This window comes from Brevibacterium sp. RIT 803 (assembly GCF_016892625.1).
Lineage (GTDB): Bacteria > Actinomycetota > Actinomycetes > Actinomycetales > Brevibacteriaceae > Brevibacterium.
The window spans coordinates 258,395-279,052 of record NZ_JAFEMW010000002.1 but is presented as its reverse complement, the minus strand read 5'-3'; the positions used below and the strand labels follow the sequence as shown (position 1 = coordinate 279,052).

Annotated in this window: 23 protein-coding genes; 14 read left to right on the top strand and 9 right to left on the bottom strand. The window is 61.4% G+C overall.

Features of this window, described 5'->3' with window-relative positions:
• From JTF07_RS08555 to tpx, 5 genes are all read left to right on the top strand, one after another.
• Positions 1-387, top strand: a complete 387-nt coding sequence (locus JTF07_RS08555) for a VOC family protein (RefSeq protein ID WP_204233842.1) — start codon at positions 1-3, stop codon at positions 385-387.
• 2 nt (positions 388-389) lie between these two features.
• A complete protein-coding gene (locus JTF07_RS08550; protein ID WP_252199635.1) occupies positions 390-908 on the top strand; it encodes a DinB family protein in 519 nt (172 codons plus the stop codon).
• 70 nt (positions 909-978) lie between these two features.
• Positions 979-1,950, top strand: coding sequence for a DUF368 domain-containing protein (locus JTF07_RS08545; protein ID WP_204233840.1), 972 nt, complete (start codon positions 979-981; stop codon positions 1,948-1,950).
• Positions 1,951-2,050: 100 nt separating this feature from the next.
• Positions 2,051-4,258 (top strand): bifunctional metallophosphatase/5'-nucleotidase, encoded by a 2,208-nt coding sequence (locus tag JTF07_RS08540; protein ID WP_204233839.1) that lies wholly within the window; start codon positions 2,051-2,053, stop codon positions 4,256-4,258.
• Between the two features lie 79 nt (positions 4,259-4,337).
• Positions 4,338-4,838, top strand: a complete 501-nt coding sequence (tpx, locus tag JTF07_RS08535; RefSeq protein WP_204233838.1) for a thiol peroxidase — start codon at positions 4,338-4,340, stop codon at positions 4,836-4,838.
• A 38-nt stretch (positions 4,839-4,876) separates the two neighbouring features.
• Here the strand turns inward: tpx and JTF07_RS08530 are convergent, their stop codons facing one another.
• Positions 4,877-5,593: a PIG-L deacetylase family protein gene (locus tag JTF07_RS08530; protein ID WP_204233837.1), complete on the bottom strand. Its 717-nt coding sequence runs from the start codon at positions 5,591-5,593 to the stop codon at positions 4,877-4,879.
• A 186-nt stretch (positions 5,594-5,779) separates the two neighbouring features.
• Between JTF07_RS08530 and JTF07_RS08525 the strand changes: the two genes are divergently transcribed.
• Positions 5,780-6,373 (top strand): hypothetical protein, encoded by a 594-nt coding sequence (locus tag JTF07_RS08525; RefSeq protein WP_353843916.1) that lies wholly within the window; start codon positions 5,780-5,782, stop codon positions 6,371-6,373.
• Here the strand turns inward: JTF07_RS08525 and JTF07_RS08520 are convergent.
• From JTF07_RS08520 to JTF07_RS08505, 4 genes are all read right to left on the bottom strand, one after another.
• On the bottom strand, positions 6,343-7,581 hold the full coding sequence (locus JTF07_RS08520; RefSeq protein WP_204233836.1) for an NAD(P)-binding domain-containing protein: 1,239 nt from the start codon (positions 7,579-7,581) through the stop codon (positions 6,343-6,345). The genes JTF07_RS08525 and JTF07_RS08520 overlap by 31 nt on opposite strands.
• 90 nt (positions 7,582-7,671) lie before the next feature.
• Positions 7,672-8,163: a hypothetical protein gene (locus JTF07_RS08515; protein ID WP_204233835.1), complete on the bottom strand. Its 492-nt coding sequence runs from the start codon at positions 8,161-8,163 to the stop codon at positions 7,672-7,674.
• 344 nt (positions 8,164-8,507) lie between these two features.
• The gene (locus tag JTF07_RS08510) at positions 8,508-9,152 is read right to left on the bottom strand and encodes a hypothetical protein (protein WP_204233834.1); all 645 of its coding nucleotides are present in this window, start codon (positions 9,150-9,152) and stop codon (positions 8,508-8,510) included.
• Positions 9,153-9,286: 134 nt separating this feature from the next.
• Complete coding sequence (locus tag JTF07_RS08505) at positions 9,287-9,865, bottom strand: HhH-GPD-type base excision DNA repair protein (protein ID WP_204233833.1); 579 nt, start codon at positions 9,863-9,865, stop codon at positions 9,287-9,289.
• A gap of 55 nt (positions 9,866-9,920) precedes the next feature.
• Here JTF07_RS08505 and JTF07_RS08500 point away from each other — a divergent pair, with 55 nt between their 5' ends.
• The 6 genes from JTF07_RS08500 to JTF07_RS08475 all read left to right on the top strand — a co-directional run bounded on the left by JTF07_RS08500 (position 9,921) and on the right by JTF07_RS08475 (position 14,941).
• Positions 9,921-10,301 carry a YchJ family protein gene (locus JTF07_RS08500; protein WP_252199630.1) on the top strand — a complete coding sequence of 127 codons (381 nt, stop codon included), beginning with the start codon at positions 9,921-9,923 and terminating at the stop codon, positions 10,299-10,301.
• A 184-nt stretch (positions 10,302-10,485) separates the two neighbouring features.
• Positions 10,486-10,959 carry a DUF2087 domain-containing protein gene (locus tag JTF07_RS08495; RefSeq protein ID WP_204233832.1) on the top strand — a complete coding sequence of 158 codons (474 nt, stop codon included), beginning with the start codon at positions 10,486-10,488 and terminating at the stop codon, positions 10,957-10,959.
• A 59-nt stretch (positions 10,960-11,018) separates the two neighbouring features.
• Positions 11,019-11,528, top strand: a complete 510-nt coding sequence (locus JTF07_RS08490) for a phosphoribosyltransferase (protein WP_204233831.1) — start codon at positions 11,019-11,021, stop codon at positions 11,526-11,528.
• A 10-nt stretch (positions 11,529-11,538) separates the two neighbouring features.
• Complete coding sequence (locus JTF07_RS08485) at positions 11,539-12,846, top strand: carboxylesterase family protein (protein ID WP_252199628.1); 1,308 nt, start codon at positions 11,539-11,541, stop codon at positions 12,844-12,846.
• Between the two features lie 54 nt (positions 12,847-12,900).
• On the top strand, positions 12,901-13,983 hold the full coding sequence (locus JTF07_RS08480; protein ID WP_204233830.1) for a winged helix DNA-binding domain-containing protein: 1,083 nt from the start codon (positions 12,901-12,903) through the stop codon (positions 13,981-13,983).
• Positions 13,937-14,941 (top strand): diacylglycerol/lipid kinase family protein, encoded by a 1,005-nt coding sequence (locus JTF07_RS08475; RefSeq protein WP_204233829.1) that lies wholly within the window; start codon positions 13,937-13,939, stop codon positions 14,939-14,941. Before JTF07_RS08480 ends, JTF07_RS08475 begins: the two co-directional genes overlap by 47 nt.
• Here the strand turns inward: JTF07_RS08475 and JTF07_RS08470 are convergent.
• Genes JTF07_RS08470 through pdxS form a run of 3 tightly spaced genes read right to left on the bottom strand, consistent with a single transcriptional unit; the run spans position 14,938 to position 17,991 of the window.
• On the bottom strand, positions 14,938-16,521 hold the full coding sequence (locus JTF07_RS08470; protein WP_204233828.1) for a helicase HerA-like domain-containing protein: 1,584 nt from the start codon (positions 16,519-16,521) through the stop codon (positions 14,938-14,940). The two genes, JTF07_RS08475 and JTF07_RS08470, sit on opposite strands and share 4 nt — an antisense overlap.
• 10 nt (positions 16,522-16,531) lie before the next feature.
• Positions 16,532-17,113: a pyridoxal 5'-phosphate synthase glutaminase subunit PdxT gene (pdxT, locus tag JTF07_RS08465; RefSeq protein ID WP_204233827.1), complete on the bottom strand. Its 582-nt coding sequence runs from the start codon at positions 17,111-17,113 to the stop codon at positions 16,532-16,534.
• Positions 17,110-17,991, bottom strand: coding sequence for a pyridoxal 5'-phosphate synthase lyase subunit PdxS (pdxS, locus tag JTF07_RS08460; RefSeq protein WP_204233826.1), 882 nt, complete (start codon positions 17,989-17,991; stop codon positions 17,110-17,112). Before pdxS ends, pdxT begins: the two co-directional genes overlap by 4 nt.
• Positions 17,992-18,135: 144 nt before the next feature.
• On the opposite strand from pdxS, the gene pdxR reads away from it, so the two are divergent.
• Positions 18,136-19,563, top strand: coding sequence for a MocR-like pyridoxine biosynthesis transcription factor PdxR (gene pdxR, locus JTF07_RS08455; protein ID WP_204233825.1), 1,428 nt, complete (start codon positions 18,136-18,138; stop codon positions 19,561-19,563).
• Positions 19,560-19,967, top strand: a complete 408-nt coding sequence (locus JTF07_RS08450) for a hypothetical protein (RefSeq protein WP_204233824.1) — start codon at positions 19,560-19,562, stop codon at positions 19,965-19,967. Before pdxR ends, JTF07_RS08450 begins: the two co-directional genes overlap by 4 nt.
• A 45-nt stretch (positions 19,968-20,012) precedes the next feature.
• On the opposite strand, the gene JTF07_RS08445 is transcribed toward JTF07_RS08450, so the two are convergent.
• Positions 20,013-20,657, bottom strand: a complete 645-nt coding sequence (locus tag JTF07_RS08445) for a 4'-phosphopantetheinyl transferase family protein (protein ID WP_204233823.1) — start codon at positions 20,655-20,657, stop codon at positions 20,013-20,015.
• Position 20,658: the final 1 nt, after the last annotated feature.

Genomic DNA, 20,658 nt, shown 5'->3' with positions numbered 1-20,658 from the left:
ATGGCGTCTCTGTCCTCGCTGAGCATCACCTTCGACTGCAAAGACGTCGAAGCCCAGTCGGTCTTCTGGGCCGAACTTCTCAACGCCGAACTCGATGACGGCGCGAACGAATTCGTCGCCAGCATCGGCGGCGTCCACAGCGGCGAATCGATGACTCCAGGCATGCTCTTCCTCAAAGTCGAGGAACGCGGCGAGGGAAAGAACCCCTTGCACATCGATCTCGATGACCCGAACTATCCCGCCGACGTCGAGCGTGCGGTGGCATTGGGGGCCGAGAAGGTTGCCTCCTTTTCCGAGTTCGGCATCGAATGGACCACGCTGAAAGACCCCGAAGGAAATGTCTTCGACATCGGTCGGAAGACACCGAATGAAGAAGGCGAAATATGACCATGAGCCCGCCACCAACAGACCCGACTGCAGCGCCGAAAGAGCGTCAGGGGCTGGAAGAGTTCCTCGACTACTATCGTGCGGTGCTGCGCAGAAAGGTCGAAGGACTGGCCTCGGCTGACCTCAACCGTCGTGTCGGTGCATCGCCGCTGACCCTGGGCGGCATCATCAAGCACCTCAGCCTGGTCGAAGAACAATGGTTCGTCGAGGACATCCTGGACCAGGAACTCTCTGAACCGTGGGCGAGCATTGACTGGAAGGCCGACCCTGACTGGGACTTCGAAAGCGCAGTCGAGGACACGCCCGACTACCTGCTGAGGCTGCATGCCAAGGCCTGTGACCAGTCGCGGGAGATCCTTGCCGGCATCGATGACTTGGATACGCTGATGGCACGTGAGCCGTCGTCGGGCGAGCGGTTCAACGTCCGGTGGGTGCTCATCCATATGATCGAGGAATACGCTCGACACGTAGGCCACGCCGATCTCATCCGCGAAAGCATCGATGGAGCCACCGGAGACTAGGACACCACGACGGCGACACAGAGCCTATTGTTGGCACCTGGGAGTGTGAGTCTCGTAGGCTGAAGGGACTATGACTAACTCCAGCTCCGAGGTGGCCGCTTCCCTGAAGACCACCCGTTCCAAAGCTCTGATCCCCCTCGACCTGCTCCGCGGATTCCTGATCGGCTCTGCCGAGCTTGTCCCTGGGGTCTCCGGCGGAACGATTGCTCTCGTGACCGGAGTCTACGACCAGCTCATCGACTCGGCGGCCCATGTGGTCAAGGCAGCGAAGACTGTGATCACCGGCCCAGACCGGTGGAGCGGCGCCCTCGCAGAACTGCGCCGCACAGACTGGTTCCTCGTCATCCCGGTCCTTCTGGGCATGATGGTGGCAGTCTTCAGCATCGCTGGAGTGATGGAAGGCTTCGTCACAGCCAACCCAGAACTTGCCAGGGGGCTGTTCTTCGGACTCGTCGCAGCCAGCATCTCCGTCCCATTGCGCATGCTGCCGGCGCGTAGCGGACAATCTCTGCTGCTGGGTATCCTCGTCTTTATCGCCGCTGCAGCTCTCGCCTTCTGGATGACCGGACTGGCAGGTGGATCCGACGTCGAGAATCCGCCACTCATTGCGGTCTTCTTCGTCGCCTCAATCGCCATCTGCGCTCTGGTCGTTCCCGGCGTATCGGGATCGTTCTTCCTCCTCGCAGTGGGCCTCTACGCCACCACGCTGCGCGCAGTCAACGACCGCGACCTCCTCTACATCGCTGTATTCGGACTCGGCGCGATCCTCGGCCTGGCACTGTTCGTCAATATCCTGCGCTACCTACTGCACAATCACCGATGGTGGACTCTGGTCGCGATGGCGGGCTTGATGCTCGGCTCTTTGAGGGCATTGTGGCCGTGGCAATCCGATGCCGAAGCCGGAGGTCTGCTCGCGCCCTACGACCCGATCGCTGCCCCGATCATTCTCGCTGTCATCGGTGCGGCAATCGTGGTTGTCCTCATCGTCGTCGAGTCCATGTTCACGTCGAAGACTGCCAAGGACAACCTCGTCGAACAGTAGAGACAACATAGTTTGTGCAGATTTCGCTCAGGATTTGCTCAGGGTCGCCGGAATTCGGATTAGAGTGGGAGATCTGAACTACAACTACATCTGGAGACTCATGCGATTGCGAAGCTTCGCCTCGTCCACGTTGGCATTGACACTCATCGTTGCAGGCCCAGCAGCCGCCTCGGCGACGGGGCTGGGCGGCGGGCCCCCGGATGAGGAACAGGCAGCGGCCACGGGCGAACTCACCCTGTTGGCGACGACCGATGTCCACGGTCACGTCCTCAACTGGGACTACTTCGCCAATGCTCCCTACCCCGACGGGGAAGAACTCGGCATGTCGCGTGCCTCCACCCTGATCAAGGGTGTCAAAGAGGCCAAGGGCGAGGATTCGGTGCTCCTCGTCGACAACGGTGACACGATACAGGGCACCCCGTTGACGTACTACTACGCGCAACAGGAACGCATCACCGAAACCGGTGAGACGCACCCGATGGCCAAAACCTACAACCATGTCGGCTATGACGCACAGGTCGCGGGCAACCACGAGTTCAACTACGGACTCGACCTGCTCGCCAAATATAAGGAACAGGTCAACTTCCCCGTCCTGGGCGCGAACGTCATCAATGACGACGACGACCAGCCCCACCTCGATCCCTACACCCTCGTGAAGAAGAATGTCTCCGGTCAGGAGATCACCATCGGTGTTCTGGGCGTGACGACCCCCGGCAGTCGGATCTGGGACAAGAACAAACTCTCCGGCAAGGTCCACTTCGACGACCCCGTCGAGACTGCGAAGAAGTACGTCCCGGAGATGAAGGACGCCGGGGCAGACATCGTCGTCGTACTCTCACACTCCGGCAAGGATCCCGAAGGCCAGACCTGGGACCCTTCGAAGCTGCAGGAGAACGTCAGCACATCTGTCGCGAAGGTCCCCGGAGTCGATGTGCTCGTCGCCGGACACACCCACCAGGATGAACCGAGCCAGGTCGTGTCACGCGAGGACGGGACAAAGGCGCTCATCACCCAGCCCAACTACTGGGCGCGGTCCGTCTCTGAGGTGGACCTGCCCATCAATCTCGAAGACATGGGGATCGACTGGGGGAGTACCGAACCCGAAGCCACACCACTTGTCACGCAGGGTGATGTCACTGAGGATCCGGAGATCAAAGATCTCATCGATTCCCAGCATAAGAAGACCGTTGACTACGTCAATACGAAGATCGGCTCAGTGACCGAGACCATGAGCGCAGAGACCTCGTACTATGAGGACACTGCGATCCTCGACTTCATCTCAAAGGTGCAGTCTGAGACGGTAGAGACCGCGTTGGCAGACACCGAGTACAAAGACGTGCCCGTCATCTCGCAGGCCTCACCATTCAGCCGCACAGCCGAATTCCCTGCCGGAGACATCACCATCCGCGACGTCGCCGGACTCTACGTCTTCGACAACACCCTCGGCGGAGTCGAAATCAATGGTTCACAGCTGCGCGACTACCTCGAGTTCTCCGCCCGCTACTTCAAGCAGACAGAAGAAGGCGCCGACTTCGACCCGGTCAATGGAACCAACGCCATCGACGAAGGCCTCGACCGGCCGATTCCTGACTACAACTACGACGCGCTCTCGGGCATCGACTACGACATCAACGTGTCCAAACCGGTCGGCGAACGCATCGAGAACCTCACTGACAAAGAAGGCAATACTGTCGGCGATGATGACACATTCATCCTCGCGATCAACAACTACCGCCAGTCCGGAGGCGGCGACTACCCGGTCGGTGACCTGAAAGAGGTCTACAACGAACAGGTCGAGATCCGTCAGAGCCTCATCGACTGGGTCAAAGACAACGAGATTGTCGATCCCACGGACTTCTACGATGAGAACTGGCAGGTCGTCACGACCACGCAGGGCCCAGGCGACGATGACGAAGCGTCTTCCGAGGCCGTGGCAGAAGCCGAAGCTGATGCCCAGGCAGAAGCGGACGGGACCTCCGACGGTGGCAACGCCGATGGAGCAGATGGCGCGGACAGCGCCAATGGCGACGAAGACGCTGCTGCCAACGACGACGGTGCGAATTCCACAGTCGCCGCTGGCGCCACGGTCGATGCCGACGATGGGACCACCTCGGCGAACGGATCGGATTCTGACAGCGGCATGGACAATGCCAAGGGATCCGATTCTTCCGACAGCAGTGGGAATGCGAATGCCGGCGGCGATCTGCCACGCACGGGCGCCGAACTGGGTGCCTCGATCGGGATTGCGGCAGCCATCATTGCACTCGGAGCAGGAATGGTCTGGTTCGCCCGCCGACGTCGGATCTGAAAGGGCGATTCTCGTGTCGGTGAACTCACGTAGGGTGGGAACCGACAGCAGTGATCACGATAGAAAGCGAACGAAAAGCATGGCGAAAACAGCATTCCAAGGCACACCGGTCAAGACTGTAGGCGAGCTCCCGGAGAAAGGCACACAGGCACCAGCATTCAGCCTCGTGGGCAACGACCTCGGCGAAGTCAACTCTGCCGACACAACGGGCAAGCGCGTTGTCCTCAACATCTTCCCAAGTGTGGACACCGGTGTCTGTGCGGCCTCGGTGCGCAAGTTCAACGAACTCGCCGCGAGCCTGGAGAACACCACAGTGCTGTGTGTGTCCAATGACCTGCCCTTCGCACAGTCGCGCTTCTGCGGCAGCGAAGGCATTGAGAACGTCGTCGCCGCATCCGGATTCCGCAGCGCCTTCGGCAAGGAATTCGGAGTGACCATGGTCGACGGACCCCTGGCCGGATTGCTGGCCCGCTCAGTCGTCGTCCTCGATGAAAAGGGAACCGTCATCCACAAGCAGCTGGTCGACGAGATCGGCACCGAACCGGATTACGACTCGGCGGTCGCCGCACTCAGCGCCTGAGTGCGGCGGATCCGGTCACCGATTCGGTGTGCCGGGTGCTACATGTCGAATACTTGCACGGGCAGCGCGTATTTCACGCCTGCCCGTGTTCCGGCTTCCGAGGTGATTCCGGGGATCATGTCTGAGGGCATGGGATGGTCGGGCAAGGCCGCGAGATAGACCGCATGAGCCTCCAGAGAGCGCACGGCCCGGTCGACGTGTTCGTCGTCGAGGACCACAGCATGGGTGGGATCAGCCCCGTTGACCAACAGCTTGTCGGCCTTCCACGCTTCAAGTCCGTCGTCCTTGAGTTCGGTGAAGACCCACGGATTGTCGGCATCACGGATGGCATCGATCGTGGCGATGCCGGCCGCCCGATGATCGACATGGTTCAGGCCCCACGGCATCTTGAGTTCCCAGTTGGTCACCATCACGGCATCAGGTTTGAATTGGCGGATCTTCTTCGCGATCGCGCGCCGGAGCTCGAGGCTGGGCTCGAGAAGACCGTCTGGGAAGTCGAGGATCTCAAGATCCCCCACTCCGACGATCGTGCACGCTTCTCGCTGCTCACCTTCTCGTAGGGGAACAACCTTCTCCGGGGACATCTCACGGATTCCGGCTTCACCGCGAGTCAGAAGCAGATAGGACACGGACTTTCCCTGGTCGGTCCATTTGGCCACAGCCGCGGAGGCACCATATTCCATGTCATCGGGGTGGGCAACTATGCACAGGAGGCGATTGACATCATCGTCATCGAAGATCGGGAGGTCGGTCATAGTCCAAGGCTAAGCCCCACGCGGCACTTGTGCCAGAGCAGGCGGGGGCCGTGATGGGTACGATATGAGTGGCGCTGTCGAAAGAGCGCCACTCCACCATTCGAAAGCGGGCCCATGTATCGGAGTCTTCTCCTGTCAAGTGTGATGGTGCTGGGCCTGACCCTCTCCGGGTGCTCAGCCCTACGTGTGAGCACAGACGAAGGCGAATCGCGACCGGTCAGCGTCGTCATCGACGATGGATCCGAAGGAGAGACGCCCCCGGAGTCCGATACCCCTGCAGTTCCTGCTGGAATGGCTCAGGTGACGGTCGATCTGGGTCCCGAATGCCCGGTCCATGTGCAGATGGCCATGGACAGCGAATGGAACGGCGACCTTGCCTACGACAGCTATCAGCTCTACAGTCGCGACAACGGCGCCATCATCACCGTCAACTGCTATGAAGACGACGAGACTGCACAGAGCATCATCGATAAAGCACAGGAACAGACCTTCGGAGAATCGCGATCAAGCATTCTGGAAGAGAACTCCGGGACTGTGCCCGGTGGCGCGTACTGGACAGTCCACGGGCTGCTCGCCCGCCAGGAGATCCGGGCCATCGATAAGACCGAGTCCGTGCTCTATGGAGCCATTGCCGGGATCTCGGACAACGGTCGACTGTACAAGGTCAGTGTCGAGATGGTCACGGTGTCAAGTGACCAAGCCACTGCCGCGCTCTTCGCGCAGATGTTGCCGACCGTCAGCTTCGCCGATCAGGTCTTGGAATCGCCCGCACTCTCATAAGTACGTGTGCGCAGTGCTGCTTGGCGGCGTTTGAGCAGCTCCCTGGCCGCGATCCGTCCCGCCCGGGTGGCACCGACCGTTGAACTGGCCGAACCGTATCCGACGAGGAAGATTCGTCGATCGTCCTTGACCGAGACTTCGGTTTCCATGGCGATTCCTCCATCTGGTGTGCGCAGCCGCAGCGGCGCCAAATGGTTGAGAGCGGCCCGAAAGCCGGTGTTCCAGAAGATGACATCGATCTCTTCGACACGTTCATGTTCGAAGGGCTGCCATGAATCTGGCATGGCTAAGTGGTCGCTTGCCGATGGCCCAAGTCCTTCCGAAGTCGTCTGCACCTCGGCAGCTCGCCCGGGGAAGTGGACACCGTGAGGCAGCACCGCGTCGAACATTCCGCGTGAGACGAGGACTCCGGATTCGACGCCGTACTGGAAATCCTTTCGTATGGGCAGGCCCGTGGTGCGCACGACACTGGCTGGGGCGAGACCGGCCAAGGTCCGGGAACGCACAGCGCGTTCGACCTCGAGGCCCCAGTTGCCGTCGAATTCTCGTGAGGTGAAGTTCGGGGGTCGACGCGTGGCCCACAGCGTATCGGTGACTTTCGCGAGTTCGAGCAGAAACTGGGTTGCCGAGATGCCACCGCCGACGACCAAAGTTCTCAAGCCCCGGAAGTCCTCGACGTCGCGGAAGTTTACGGTGTGAAGTTGGCGGCCTTCGAACTCGGCGATGCCGGGGACGAACGGAACATAGGGATGCGTCCACGTGCCGGTCGCATTGATCAGATACTGGCTCGTGAGCTGAACACGTTCACCGTCGATCTTCGAGGTGATCGTCAGAGGCCCGGAACCGGGGGTGGGCGACTTCACGGTGACCACCTCGGCGGGCCGGACGACGCAGAGTTCGAGCTCGCTTTCGAAACGTGAGTAATAGTCGGAGACCACGGCGGAGGCGGGTATTGAGGGATCGGGTGTGCCCAGTGGGAATCCCGGGAGGTCGGCCACATGGTTCGTCGCCCCCAGTGTCAGGGAATCCCACCGTTCACGCCAAGCACCGCCAGGGCCGGCACCGGCGTCGAGGACGATGAAGTCCTTGCCGGGCACCAGCCCGTCGCGCCAGAGATAGTGGGCAGCCGAAAGGCCAGCCTGACCTGCGCCGATGATGACGATCGGCCAATGGGAGTCGACCAGCAACTCCGAAATACGGCACACCATGTGGCTATTGTTTCAGGTTCCTGCCGATCTTGCCTTCGGGCCAGTGCCGCGGATGTTCGTGAACAATTCGATTCCACTGTGAGCGGGCGGTCAATTGCAGTCAGGTCCCCGCGGGTTCATATAACAGTCCTCGTCAACGAGATAGCGGTGGAAGCGATAGACATCAATGGAGATCTCGTTGCTTGCCACATGTGCGAAACCGTCGATGGGCAGCCATGGGCCACCGTCGACAGAGAATTCGCCACTGAACGTCGCGGTCATGCCGACAGTCTTCGTTCCGGTCTTCTGATAATCGTGACCAATCTGCGGTTCGTCGCCTGGCCGTGGCTTCGACCCTGTCTTCGATGTGGTGCCCCCGGTGTCGTCGCCGAAGTCCCAGTAGTACTTTTCAGGGGTGACCTTCACCGTGACTGCGTACGTCAGCAGTGTCATGTCGATGTAGCTGGTGGCGGCATCCGTCCAAAAGGCAGCTGGCTTGCCGATGACGGCCCAATCCTTCGGCCAGGCATGAATAGTCGGGGCCGGAATGTCGAAGGTCTGGAACTGAGACTCAGGAATACGGGTGGGTGGCTCGGGTCTCACCGGAGCGCCGCCTCCACCGCCGCCGGGGCCAGGGCCGGGACCCGGAAGGTTCGCACAGATATGACCGACTTCCTCGAGGACGCAGTCGGGCAGCCCGCCGCCACCACCGTCGCTCCCGCCTCCGGAGCCACCACCGCCTCCACCGGAACCGCCTCCACCACCGCTACCTCCGCCATCTCCAGGAGGCCTTGGACTTGGCGGCCGCGGAGGTGTAGGGGGCTGTACTACGCTACAATTCCGTTCTTGAAGTGAGTCACAGCCCGGGCTATTTGAAGCGGCCGCGGATGTTGAATTAAGCATCAGACCTGAGGTAGCCACCAAGACGAGTGCAGAGAATGTGGCTCTTACTCGCACTTCTTGCTCCAGAGCTCTTGGTTCGAGACTTTCCAAGCATCGTCTTGTTTGGTTATGGTGTGTTTCATCGTTAGGCTTTGTGGCTTTTGTGAGGGAAGTGGGTCGTCGAGATCTACAACAGCGTGATTCGAATCATGCGAGCAATATAGGACTATGACAGAGTCGGCTTGATTTAGTTCAGGTTCTAGAGCAACGTCATGGATTCTGACGTCGTAGTAGTCGTATTTACCCGCCATGTATTGGCCTCTATTTTCAAGCTCGTCCGCGCTAGTTTCAAGTGCTTCAAGTGATCTATCGCTAGCGAAAATCTCAGTGTCCTCGTTGTCTTTCCCGCCAGAAGAAAACACGCGGTTGATGGTGGCGATGTACCCTTCGAACGCAACCAACGCCCCTTCAACTGCTTCTGTCTCTTCGGGGCTCAGGTGGAGTTCGGTCTCGTAGGCGGGGATCGTCGGTTGCGGATCAGTTGCAGGGGTTGCCGTGGAAGAATCCTTGGCGGGCAGGGTCGATGTCGGCGCGGCGACTGGGGAATGGTCTTCGCATCCTGACAACACGAGGGGTACGGCAAGTGCCGATGCCAACGTCAGTGCTGTCGTCGTTCGATAGCGGAGACGTCCGCCATGTCCAGTCATCATTCCACGCCTCTGTGGTCGAGAACTCCGGCGCAGATGTACGAATCACGCCTGGAATCTCTACATTATGCGAGAACTGTGACTTTGAGAACAGGCGAAGTTGAATCTGTGGATAACTTGCCCGTGAGTGAGTGGACCTACTTCTTAGCTGCTTTCGCAGCGGCCTTCTGCTGCTTTTTGAAAGCGCGGACTTCCAACAAGGTGTCCTCATTGACCACATCGGCGATTGAACGACGGCTGTCTTCATCACCGTAGTCACCAGCTGCCTCACGCCATCCATCAGCGTTGAAATCGAACTGCTTGCCGAGGAGCGCCAGGAAGATCTTCGCCTTCTGATCGCCGAAGCCAGGTAATTTCTTCAAGCGTTTGAGAACTTCGGGACCAGTCGGGTCTCCGGATGTCCAGATGGCTGAAGTGTCGCCATCGTATTCTTCGACGATCTCCGCTGCGAGCTTCTGCACCCTTGTCGCCATCGACTTCGGGAAACGATGCACCGCCGGTTTGATCGAGAACTTCTCTAGGAACTCATCCGGGTTCATCTCAGCAATCTCGACCACATCGAGCTTGCCCAGACGCTCAGCAAGCTTCGCAGGCCCTGCGAAAGCCACTTCCATCGGCACCTGCTGATCCAACAGCATTCCCATCAGCAGGGCGAAAGGGTCATCGGCAAGCAGGGCATCGGCCTCGGAGTTGCCGGAGAGGAAAACTGAACTCATGCGTCCATAGTGGCATGTAACCAGCCCGCAAGCACCTCAGAGATACCATCGAGTCATGATCTGCCCTTGTTCCGGAATGCCGCCCGGCGCCGACTATGACGATTGCTGCCGTCCCGCCTTGGACGGACAGGCATGGCCAACGACTGCTGAGGCACTGATGCGCTCGCGCTACACCGCATTCGCCCGCGAGAACGAGGACCACCTATTCCGCACCTGGCACGCCAAGACCAGGCCGGCCAATATCGGTCTCGACACCGACACCACCTGGCTGGGTCTGGAGATTCTAGGCACGACAGGTGGATCGGAATCCGATGAAACGGGAACGGTGCACTTTCGCGCCGCCTGCAGGGACCGCCTCGGCGAACACACACTTGAGGAGAATTCCTCATTCGTTCGCAGAGCCGGTCGCTGGGTCTACCTCGATGCCATCAACTGATCGGCATCACTGACAGACTGTGTCTATACTGTTGGCAGCGGCGCATCCATCGCCCAACCTCGGTCGTGATCCCAGCTCACTGACCATTCGGTGAAGGGGAGAGAATCCTCGGACGAACCTGTCACGGTGATCTCCTGGCCAGGTTTCGTGCTGGGGAAGACTTGGTTGTTGAGGATCAGACACCATGACCAAGCACAAAGACTTCAAACATCTCGTCCGCCAGCGCATGAGCTCAACTGGAGAGAACTTCACCTCCGCCCGCGCTGCACTGCTGCAAGGCCCAGTCCACGAGCATCAGAGCCACCACGCATCACCGCCGATGGATCCCAAAGCAGATGCCTTCAGGACCAAAACGTTGAGAACGTTCATCAGCGATGGCCGCCTGGTGTCTATCCCCTCGAAACGCAAGGCCCTCGTCGTCCTATTGTTGGAGATCCTCAGAGAATTCGACACCGACTGGATCTACCGCGAGAAGGACGTCAACACGATGCTCAAGGCCTTCCATCCGGATTTCGCACGACTGCGTCGGGAACTCATCGATTACAGGTACCTGAATCGCGATGCGCACACCGGCGAGTACTGGGTGAACAATCCGCTGCCTGTGCGCAGTGGACACCTGGGCCAGGAAACGGCGGCCTTCGAGACGTTTCTGCGCTGAGTCGGCGACCACGTATCCTTGAAGCTCGGGTAAACAACGGGCATTCACTAGGAGTCTTTATGAGCCAGGCATACCACGCCGATTCGACCGATCTCAACGACAAAGAGATCCTCACGTGGGACACATTCGGTACGTCGGCTCGGGAGATGGCGCAGATCATCGCCGACTCCGAATATGACCCCGAGATCGTCATCGCAATCGCCCGTGGCGGCCTGCTGCCGGCCGGTGCACTGGCCTATGCACTCGGCCTCAAGCTCTCCGACGCCATCAACGTAGAGTTCTACACCGATGTCCATGAGACTCTGCCCGATCCGATTCTCCTGGCGCCGATGCTCGACATCGAGGCCATCAAAGGAAAGAAGCTGCTCGTCGTCGACGACGTCGCAGACTCAGGTCGCACTCTCGCCCTGGTCCTCGAGCTGCTGAAGAAGCACGGCGCCGAAGCACAGTCCGCAGTGATCTACGCCAAGTCAGCATCCATCATCGACCCGGACTTCGTCTGGAAGCGCACGGATCAGTGGATCGTCTTCCCATGGTCGGCTGAGCCCCCGGTCGTCGCCTCCAAATAAGCGGCAGGCCATGATGAACGTCTGGCGGGACGTCGATGCCCCGTGCGGTCGGGTCCGAGCCTACGACGATGGCAACGTGATCCGTGCCCGGGGCATCCGCTATGCCCGCGCGCTGCGTTTCGCCCATCCCGTCGACGAGCCGCCCGCAGACGACATCGATGGCAGAGAACCCGGTCCCGGAAGTCCGCAGTACCGACGCGACCCGAATGCGGGTATGACCTTCGACCAGCTCGGCGGCCTGCCCACCAGTGAAGACTGTCTGCGGGTGAGCGTGACAACTCCCGTGGACAGAGGCGAAGACCACGCAACGCTGCCTGTGCTCGTATGGATCCACGGCGGTGCCTATGTCGCTGGCGCCGGGGATGCGGAGATCTACGATCCGCATACCCTCGTCGAGGAACAGAACATCATCGTCGTCTCGGTCACCTACCGCCTCGGCGTCCTCGGATTCTTGGGAACGGGCAAACCTGAACATTCCAATCTCGGCCTCCTCGACCAGATCTCGGCACTGCGCTGGGTCCAGCGCAACATCGCGGCATTCGGGGGAGACCCGCACAATGTCACGATCGCAGGGCAGAGCGCCGGTGCTGACGCATGCGCGCACCTGATGATCGCCGAGGGGACCGATGACCTCTTCGACCGCGTGATCCTGGCCTCGGCGCCACTGGGACTCGCTGGTGGCACCGAACCGATGAACTGGGCCATGGCGAAAGTCGCTGAGAAGATCGACCCCGACGCCAGTGTCGACGACATCCTCGCTGCACAGGACGAGGTGCACAGGGCGGCATTGGTCGGCGGACTGCACGCCGGCATGTGCTTCGGCGTCCATTACGGCGACTACCCGCTGCCGGCGAAATCCGACACCGACGCAGCATGGTCAGAAGCCGCCCGAAAATACGACGTGCTCATGACCCGCACCGAACGCGAAATCGCCTTCTTCGCCGGTTTCGTCCCGGCTTTCCGTCGACTCCATAACCGGCACCTGACGTCCCCGATGCTCGAATCGCTGATCTCAGGCATCACCTCGGCGGTCTATACTCGTGCAGCCAAAGAATTCTACGATCGACACCGCATGGCGGGCGGCCAAGGCACACGCCTCCTCATCGTCTCCCGCGGTGATGGTAGCTTCTTCGACGCAGCACACTCCGGTGACCTCCCGCTGCTGTTCCCCGGCGACGTCTGGCACGACAGTTTCCTCGACTACGGAGCATCGGCACAGATCGCCGGTCCGGAGCTGCGCAGAATCTGGGGTCGGTTCACGACCTCCGGTGCACTGCCGCGAGTGCCTGTGCCCGGACTCATCGACATTCTCGGCTGATCCGGCGACGCGGAAGCTCAAGGTCGCGTCAGTGCCGTGGACTATCGTGGGCTCATGGACTCACACCAGGTCTCAGCCGCTCGTCTGATCTCACAGGGACTCATCGATTCTGCACGGTCGGGCAACGTCTCTGCATATTCGGTGGTCCGAGATCTCGGGTGTGTCCAAGCTCAGGCACTGGGCGGTGCATTGGTCTCGATCGCGCTGCGCACAGGATCCTCGGTCGCAGCCGTTCGTGAGGCGATGGATTCAGGGCACATCATCCGCACATGGACGCAGCGAGGAACGATCCACCTGGCCGCTGCTGCAGATCTCGGATGGATTCTCGGGCTGACCGGACAACGGACCTTGGACGCCGTGGCGAAGCGGCGTGAGGTCTTCGGCATCGACGATGCCATGGTCGACGCCGCCGCGCAGCTGGCCGAAGAGGCGATCCGAGCCCGCGGGCCCCTGACCCGTCAGGAACTGCTCGATGCCTTCGCACCCCTGGAGGCAGGCAAGGAATACGGGCACGAACGCTACCTCATCACCACCCTGGCCCTGCGCAACATCATCGCGCAAGGACCCATGGTCGAAGGCAAAGACGATATGAAATACGTCCTCACCGGCGACTGGATCCCGAACCCTGTCGAACTCGACGCTGAAGCCGCTCTGCACGAATGGATGCGACGCTACGTACTCAGCCATGGGCCCGTGACGATCGACGACGCCGCACGGTGGACGGGACTGCCCAAGACGCCGGTGCGCAAAGCCATCGCCGCAGCCGTCGCCGGCGGCGAGATCGTCGAGGTCAGGATCGAGGACCGAGAGCACTACCAATCGCCCGAATTGGACGATCGCCTGCACGAGACGCAGTCACAGACGAACCAACTCCTGCTGCTGCCCGGATTCGACGAGATCATCCTCGGGTACAAGGACCGCAGTGCCACCTTGGATCCGGCGCATGAGAAGCTCGTCGTCCCCGGCGGCAACGGCATGTTCAAGAACACCCTCATCGACGGTGCCAAAGCACGGGCAACGTGGAAGCGTTCACCGCGCAAGACCGGACCACGCCTGATCATCGACCCCTTCGGCAACCAAGCTGTCGACCATGACCGCGCCGAGGCTGTTGCCGCCTCGCATCCGGCTTTCGCCTGAAGCCGCGATGAAGGTCGGAATCCTCGCCAACCCGAAGCACGCACGAACCACGCGCGCTTACGTCCGACTCGTCGAGGTCCTCAAGCGGAAACGGATCACGTATCGCAGTGCAACAACTACTCCCCAGTGGCCGGGGACCGAGCAGACCTCGCAATTGCTTGACTGGGGTGCAGACCTCGTCGTCGTGCTCGGAGGTGATGGCACACTGCGAGCCAGTGCTCCAGTGCTGGCTGAAGCGCGGGTGCCTGGGCTCATCATTCCGACCGGAACCGCGAATGTTCTGTCCAAGCACATCGGAGTCCGATCGGCTGAGAATGCGCTGAAGCTGGCCGACGTGCATGTGGGGTCTGAGTCGATGCCGGTCTGCCACATTCCCGTGAACGAAGCAGACTGTTTCACCGCGACTGGTTCACGCCGTGAGCACTTCGTGTCACTGGCAGGAGTCGGTGGAGATGCGATGGCAATTTCCGGGCACGCACGATTGCCGGCGGCCCTCAGATTGGGAGTTCTCGGCTATGCCTACGGTGCCAGCCGGGCCCTGTTCGCCCCACTGATCAAGACCCGACTCATGGACCCACACTCGGCCAGCCCACAGTTCGACGGCACGACCGTCACCGAGGCCTGGTCGGTGATGGCAGCGAAGACTTCTCGACCTGCCGGACCTATCCCGGTATTCGACCACGCGAAGGTGAGCGCAGATGAGTTCGAATTTCTCGCTGTCGAGCTGAGGTCGACGCAAGCCGGTGACCGCCTCGGCGAATGGGCGCAGATCGGCTGGAACCGTCTGAACCGCCGACGGGCATCCCACTCCTCGATGCACTATTGGCAGGGAACCGAACTCAGCATCATCCTTGAGACCCCGACTCAGGTCCAGCTCGACGGTGACCTCATCGGTGACTGCCGCCGGCTGGACCTGCGGGCCGGAACGACTTCGCTGGCAGTCTTAACGCCGAACTAGCGGCGACGACGAGAGGTGCCGAAGATTCCGCGTGTGATCTCTCGGACCGCAGTGCGCGTGAACTGTTTGAACGCCGAGGACTGCACGACCTTGGAGAACATGCTGTCGTCCTCCTTCTGCTTCGACCCCGAAGACGACCGCGAGCCTGATCCCGACCGGGAGTCCTGTGCCGAGTCCTCCGGGAACGCAATCTTGTCCGTGGCTGCCTGCTCCTCGTCATGGGCCTCAGAACCTGCTTCAAGGCGCTTCGTGAGGATCTCGCGGGCAGACTCGTTGTCGATGGCAGTACCGTATTTCTCCTGCTGCGGAGAAGCCGCAACGGCGGCCTTGATCTCGTCCTCGGACATCGGTCCCATCTGCGACTCGGGTGCACGCATCCTCGTCGGAGCCACGGGCGTGGGAGCACCCTCTGGATCCATCACCGTCACGATCGCCTCCCCGATACCCAGCGAGGTGAGCAGCTCCTCGAGATCGTAGTCGGACTTCGGGAACGTCTGCACCGTCGACTTCAGCGCTTTGGCATCGTTGGGAGTATGCGCCCGCAGCTGATGCTGAATGCGCGAACCCAGCTGGGCCAGCACATCGTCGGGTACGTCCTTGGGAGTCTGCGTGACGAAGAAGACGCCGACGCCCTTCGAGCGGATGAGACGCACGGTCTGCGTCACCGACTGCAGAAACGCCTTCGAGGCATCGGCGAAGAGCAGGTGCGCCTCGTCGAAGAAGAACACAAGTGAGGGTTTGTCGGCATCGCCGACCTCCGGCAGATCCTGGAACAGGTCGGCCAACAGCCACATCAGGAACGTGGAGAAGATCGCGGGGGACTGATTGAGCTTCTGGAGCTCGAGGACCGAGACGATTCCGGCTCCGTTGTCGTCAACGCGCAGCAGATCGGCGGTGTCGAATTCAGGTTCGCCGAAGAACACATCGCCGCCCTGAGCAGAGAGCTCGGAGATCTTTCGCAGGATGACACCGACAGTGGCCTTCGACGCCCCACCGATGTCTTCCAAGTCGGCCGTGCCCTCATCTGAGGTGAGGAAGTTCAGCACCGCGCGCAGGTCAGAGAGATCGAGCAGCGCAAGACCGGCAGTGTCGGCATAGTGGAAGACCAGTGAGAGCACCGATTCCTGGGTGTCGTTGAGCTCGAGGACCTTGGCGAGCAGGATCGGTCCGAATGAGGTGACGGTGGCCCGCAGCGGAGTTCCCAGTCCCGAATCTCCCAAGGTGTAGAACTCGGTGGGGTTCGCCGATGACTTCCACTCCTGGCCCGAGGCCTCGAGTCGTGTGCTCAGTCTGTCAGACGCCTTGCCCGCCGCACCGATTCCCGACAGGTCGCCCTTGATGTCGGACGCGAAGACGGGAACACCAGCGCGAGAGAGCTGCTCGGCCAGGACCTGGAGGGTCACAGTCTTACCGGTGCCGGTGGCGCCGGCAACGAGTCCGTGCCGGTTGAGCATCGACAGAGGGATCGAGATGGGCGTGTCCTTGTCAGGTACGTCCTCGTTCAGCGCCACTCCCAGATCCAAGGTCTGCGCATCGAAGGTGTATCCGGACTTGAGTTTCTGCAGCGTCTCATTCGTCATGGTTCAATCTTTACACGGTCACACCGAGGCTGTGCAGGAATTCTTCGTGGATCCTCATATCCGTCCCGAGCTCAGGATGGAAACTGCCGCCCCAAACATTGCCCTGGCGCACAAGCACAGGCACCTCGGTGTATTCGCTGAGCACTTCGACACCAGAGCCCAGATCCAGAATCTGCGGGGCCCGGATGAATGTCGCGTCGAACGCGCCGTCGAGACCGGTGACCTGTACGGGTGCGCAGAAGGATTCCCGCTGCCTGCCGTAGGCGTTGCGAGCCACAGTCACATCAAGCCCGCCGAGGCGGTCGAAACCGTCCAACGAAGCATCCGTGAGTCGATCCGCAAGAAGAATGAGCCCGGCGCACGTGCCGAAGACCGGCAACCCAACACTGATCTTCTCCCGAAGTGCGGGGAAGAGCTCAGTCGTGGCGGCGATGCGCACCATGGCCGATGACTCACCGCCGGGCAGGATGATGGAATCGATATTCTCGAGGTGCTCCGGCCTGGTCACCTTGCAGGAGATGGCCCCCAAGGAGTCGAGGACAGCGAGGTGTTCTCGGAAGGCTCCCTGGAGGCTGAGAACACCGACTCTCACCAGCCGCGCTCCGCCAGACGGTGGGGTGCTGGAACATCTGCGACGTTGATGCCGACCATCGCATCGCCGAGCCCACGAGAGGCCTTGGCCACGGCGATCGGATCGTCGAAGTGGGTGGTCGCCTCGACGATGGCCTTGGCACGGGCTTCGGGGTTTCCGGACTTGAAGATGCCGGATCCGACGAAGACGCCGTCGGCGCCCAGCTGCATCATCATCGCAGCATCCGCCGGAGTGGCGATGCCGCCGGCGACGAAGGTCACGACGGGCAGTCGACCCAGGCCGGCGACCTGCTTGATCAGGTGGTACGGGGCCGCGTGCTCCTTGGCCGCGACGTAGAGCTCGTCGTCGCTCTTGGCACCCAAGGCTCTGATCTCGGAGTTGATGGTCCGCAGGTGGCGCATCGCTTCGGAGACGTCACCGGTGCCCGCCTCACCCTTGGAACGGATCATCGACGCGCCCTCTGTGATGCGCCGCAGAGCCTCGCCGAGGTTGGTCGCACCACAGACGAATGGAACCTTGAAAACGGACTTATCGATGTGATTGACGAAGTCTGCGGGGGAGAGGACCTCGGATTCGTCGATGTAGTCCACACCGAGAGTCTCGAGGATCTGCGCCTCCACGAAATGCCCGATTCGGGCCTTGGCCATGACCGGGATCGACACGGCAGCGGTGATGCCGTCGATGAGGTCGGGGTCGCTCATCCGAGCTACTCCGCCCTGAGCGCGGATGTCGGCCGGCACGCGTTCGAGTGCCATGACCGCCGAGGCTCCGGCAGCCTCTGCGATGCGTGCCTGCTCTTCGTTGACGACGTCCATGATGACGCCGCCCTTGAGCATCTGGGCCAGGCCGGTGTTGAGCAGGGTCTGAGTCTGTGTCATTGTCGTGCTTTCAGTTCGTGGTGGGCCCGATGAAGTGGGCGAGCTGATCGATGAGAACGGCCGTTCACCAACACACTAGATCCCGAAGTGGCTCACCAGGAGTGCCAGAGAACACGAAAAGTTTTAGGCCAGTATGATCGATACATGCCCCCAGCTCAGCCGCCGCACCCCGATGCTGCTCCGCCAGGCATAGTCCTGCCCCGGGCCGACGGGATCACACTGCCCATCGACATCGACCGGGACGCGGCGACGCCGCTGCCTGATCAGCTGGTGGCGGAGATCAGGCGACTCATCGCCGCCGGAGCGGTCCGCCCCGGAGAGCCGGTGCCTGCCAGCAGGCGTCTGGCCGCCTACCTCGACGTCTCGCGTGGGACAGTCGAAACCGCGTATGCCCAACTCGTCGTCGAAGGGTTCCTCATCACGGCTGAACGCTCAGCCACACGAGTGAACCCGGAGTTGCCGAACACCGCACGCACCCGCAACCCACGTATGCGCCCACCGCAGGTTCCACGACGCAGACTGCGCAGCTTCGTCGACCTGCGGCCCGGCTTCGGCGGAGACAACCCGCTGCAGGAACCCGCGTTTCGCAGAGCATGGCGTGATTCGCTCGACATCGATCCGGGTCCGATCGATCCGTTGGGACAGCCGCAGACCAGATGGGCGATCGCCGACCACCTGCGCCTAACGCGGGGGATGAGCGTCGACCCCGATGACATCATCCTCACCAGCGGATCCCGTGATGGGCTCCGCCTGCTCCTCACGACGGGAGTCGAGGGTGCTATCGGCGTCGAGAACCCCGGATTTCCGGGACTGCGTCAAGCCATGTCGGATCGTGATCTCAAGCCGATCGACACGACACATCCGCCCGCAGTCACCGCTGACCACCTCGGCGCGGTCGTCGTGACTCCCAACCACCAGTTCCCGCATGGGACCACCATGCCCATCGACCGACGGGTCAGACTCCTGGAATGGGCACAGGCGACCGGCGTCATCGTCATCGAAGACGACTACGACAGCGAAGCCCGCTACGCCCGCACAGTGGTGCCCACCCTCTACGATCTCGCGGTGTCCACCGATGCTCCGGCACAGGTGGTCCACATCGGCACGTTCTCAACCTTGCTGACCTCTGCCGTGTCCACCGGGTACATCATCGCCCATGGGGAGCTCGGCCGCCGATTGAGCATCATGCGCACCGCTTTGGGCCCGGCGTTCTCACCGGTCATGCAGACAGCGATCGCGTCCTATCTGAACTCCGGAGGGCTGCGTCGCAGAATCTCACGTGGCCGGCGCAGGCTCAGGGCCGCCGAAGCGGTCCTTGGTGAGGTCGGTGCGATTCCCGGTCTCGTCCACGAAGGTCGAACCCTCGTCATCGAGACACGAGAGGGCACCGCAGCACAGCTGCGCACCGACCTGGCAGAGCGAGGGATCCTTGTGGCCTCGCTGGCAGCCGGATGGAGCGCAGACAGCGACGTCAGGCACGGTATCGTCATCGCCCACTCGAACGTCGAAGCCGCAGTGCTGCATCAGGCATTGGAGGCGGTGCAGGAGCGGTTGAGTAGGATCGGGGAATGATGAAATTCGGGTTCGTCGCAGATGGCGTCTTCAAACTGATCGTCGCGGTCGCACTCTGCGCGTTTCTTCCAGCGGTCGAGTCATTGCTGCTTGCGCCGAGGTGGCTGACGATCGCGGCGATAGTCCTGCTCTTTCTCAGCGCTGCCACGGAGATCTCCTATGGTGCCCGCAAGGGTGAGAAGAGCTATGTGAAGTACCTGGCGGTATTCGACTTGCTCTGGGTGGTCTCGACGATCATCGCCGTGATCCTCGCCCTCGTCGGCAGCTCGGCGGCGGGTTTCGTCTGGCTCGGCTACACGGCTCTTGGCTCATTGGCCATTGCCATCGTGTTCACCACTGGGGCCAACGGCCCCGATTTCGCGGAGGACGAGGCTTCTGGCGGGGCCGCAACGCGAAGCGACTGACCGAAACCTTCTGGGACTGAGAACCCGGCTGACCGAGAGTGACCGTCAGCGGTTGAATGCGATAGCTGCGTGGTAGCCCGCGGGCAGTCCTGACTCGAGGTCGAAGATCTCGACGTCTGGGTGCGGAGAACTGGGTGACGCGGCGGCACCGATGTAGTCCATGCCAGGGTCACGTGCCAGGCCGGTGCTCAGAGCCTTGAGGAAGGCTTCTTTGCGGGCCCACACGCGCACGAAATCTGTTGCCAGATCGGAGGCTGCGACCTGCTCGAGTTCGGCTCGCTCCTTCGGGTGGAGCAACGCCATCGCCTCGGTGGCAACTGCATGCTCGGGCACAGCCTCGAGGTCGACTCCGATGGGATCGTCGGCGACGGCGACGAGAACCAAGCGCCTGGCTCGAGTCACGGAGAATTCGCACTCCTCAACTCGCGGTTTGCCGGCCGAGTCGAGGCGAATCTCGATGTCGGCGGGGTCGCGGTCAAGGTGTGTGCCGAGGACATGACGGAGGATGACTCGACCTGCAGCCCAGGTGGCCGCCGCATCGGGTTCGAATTCCGTCGCATAGTTCATCTCCTGCTTCGTCAGCGAAGAGAGATCGATGCGCGCCCATTCGGCCTCGGCGTCAGTGTCGGCGAGGACGATGGTCGAATCGAGTTGAGTGGGCAGGAGCGTGAAACCGGAGTGCGACTGCATG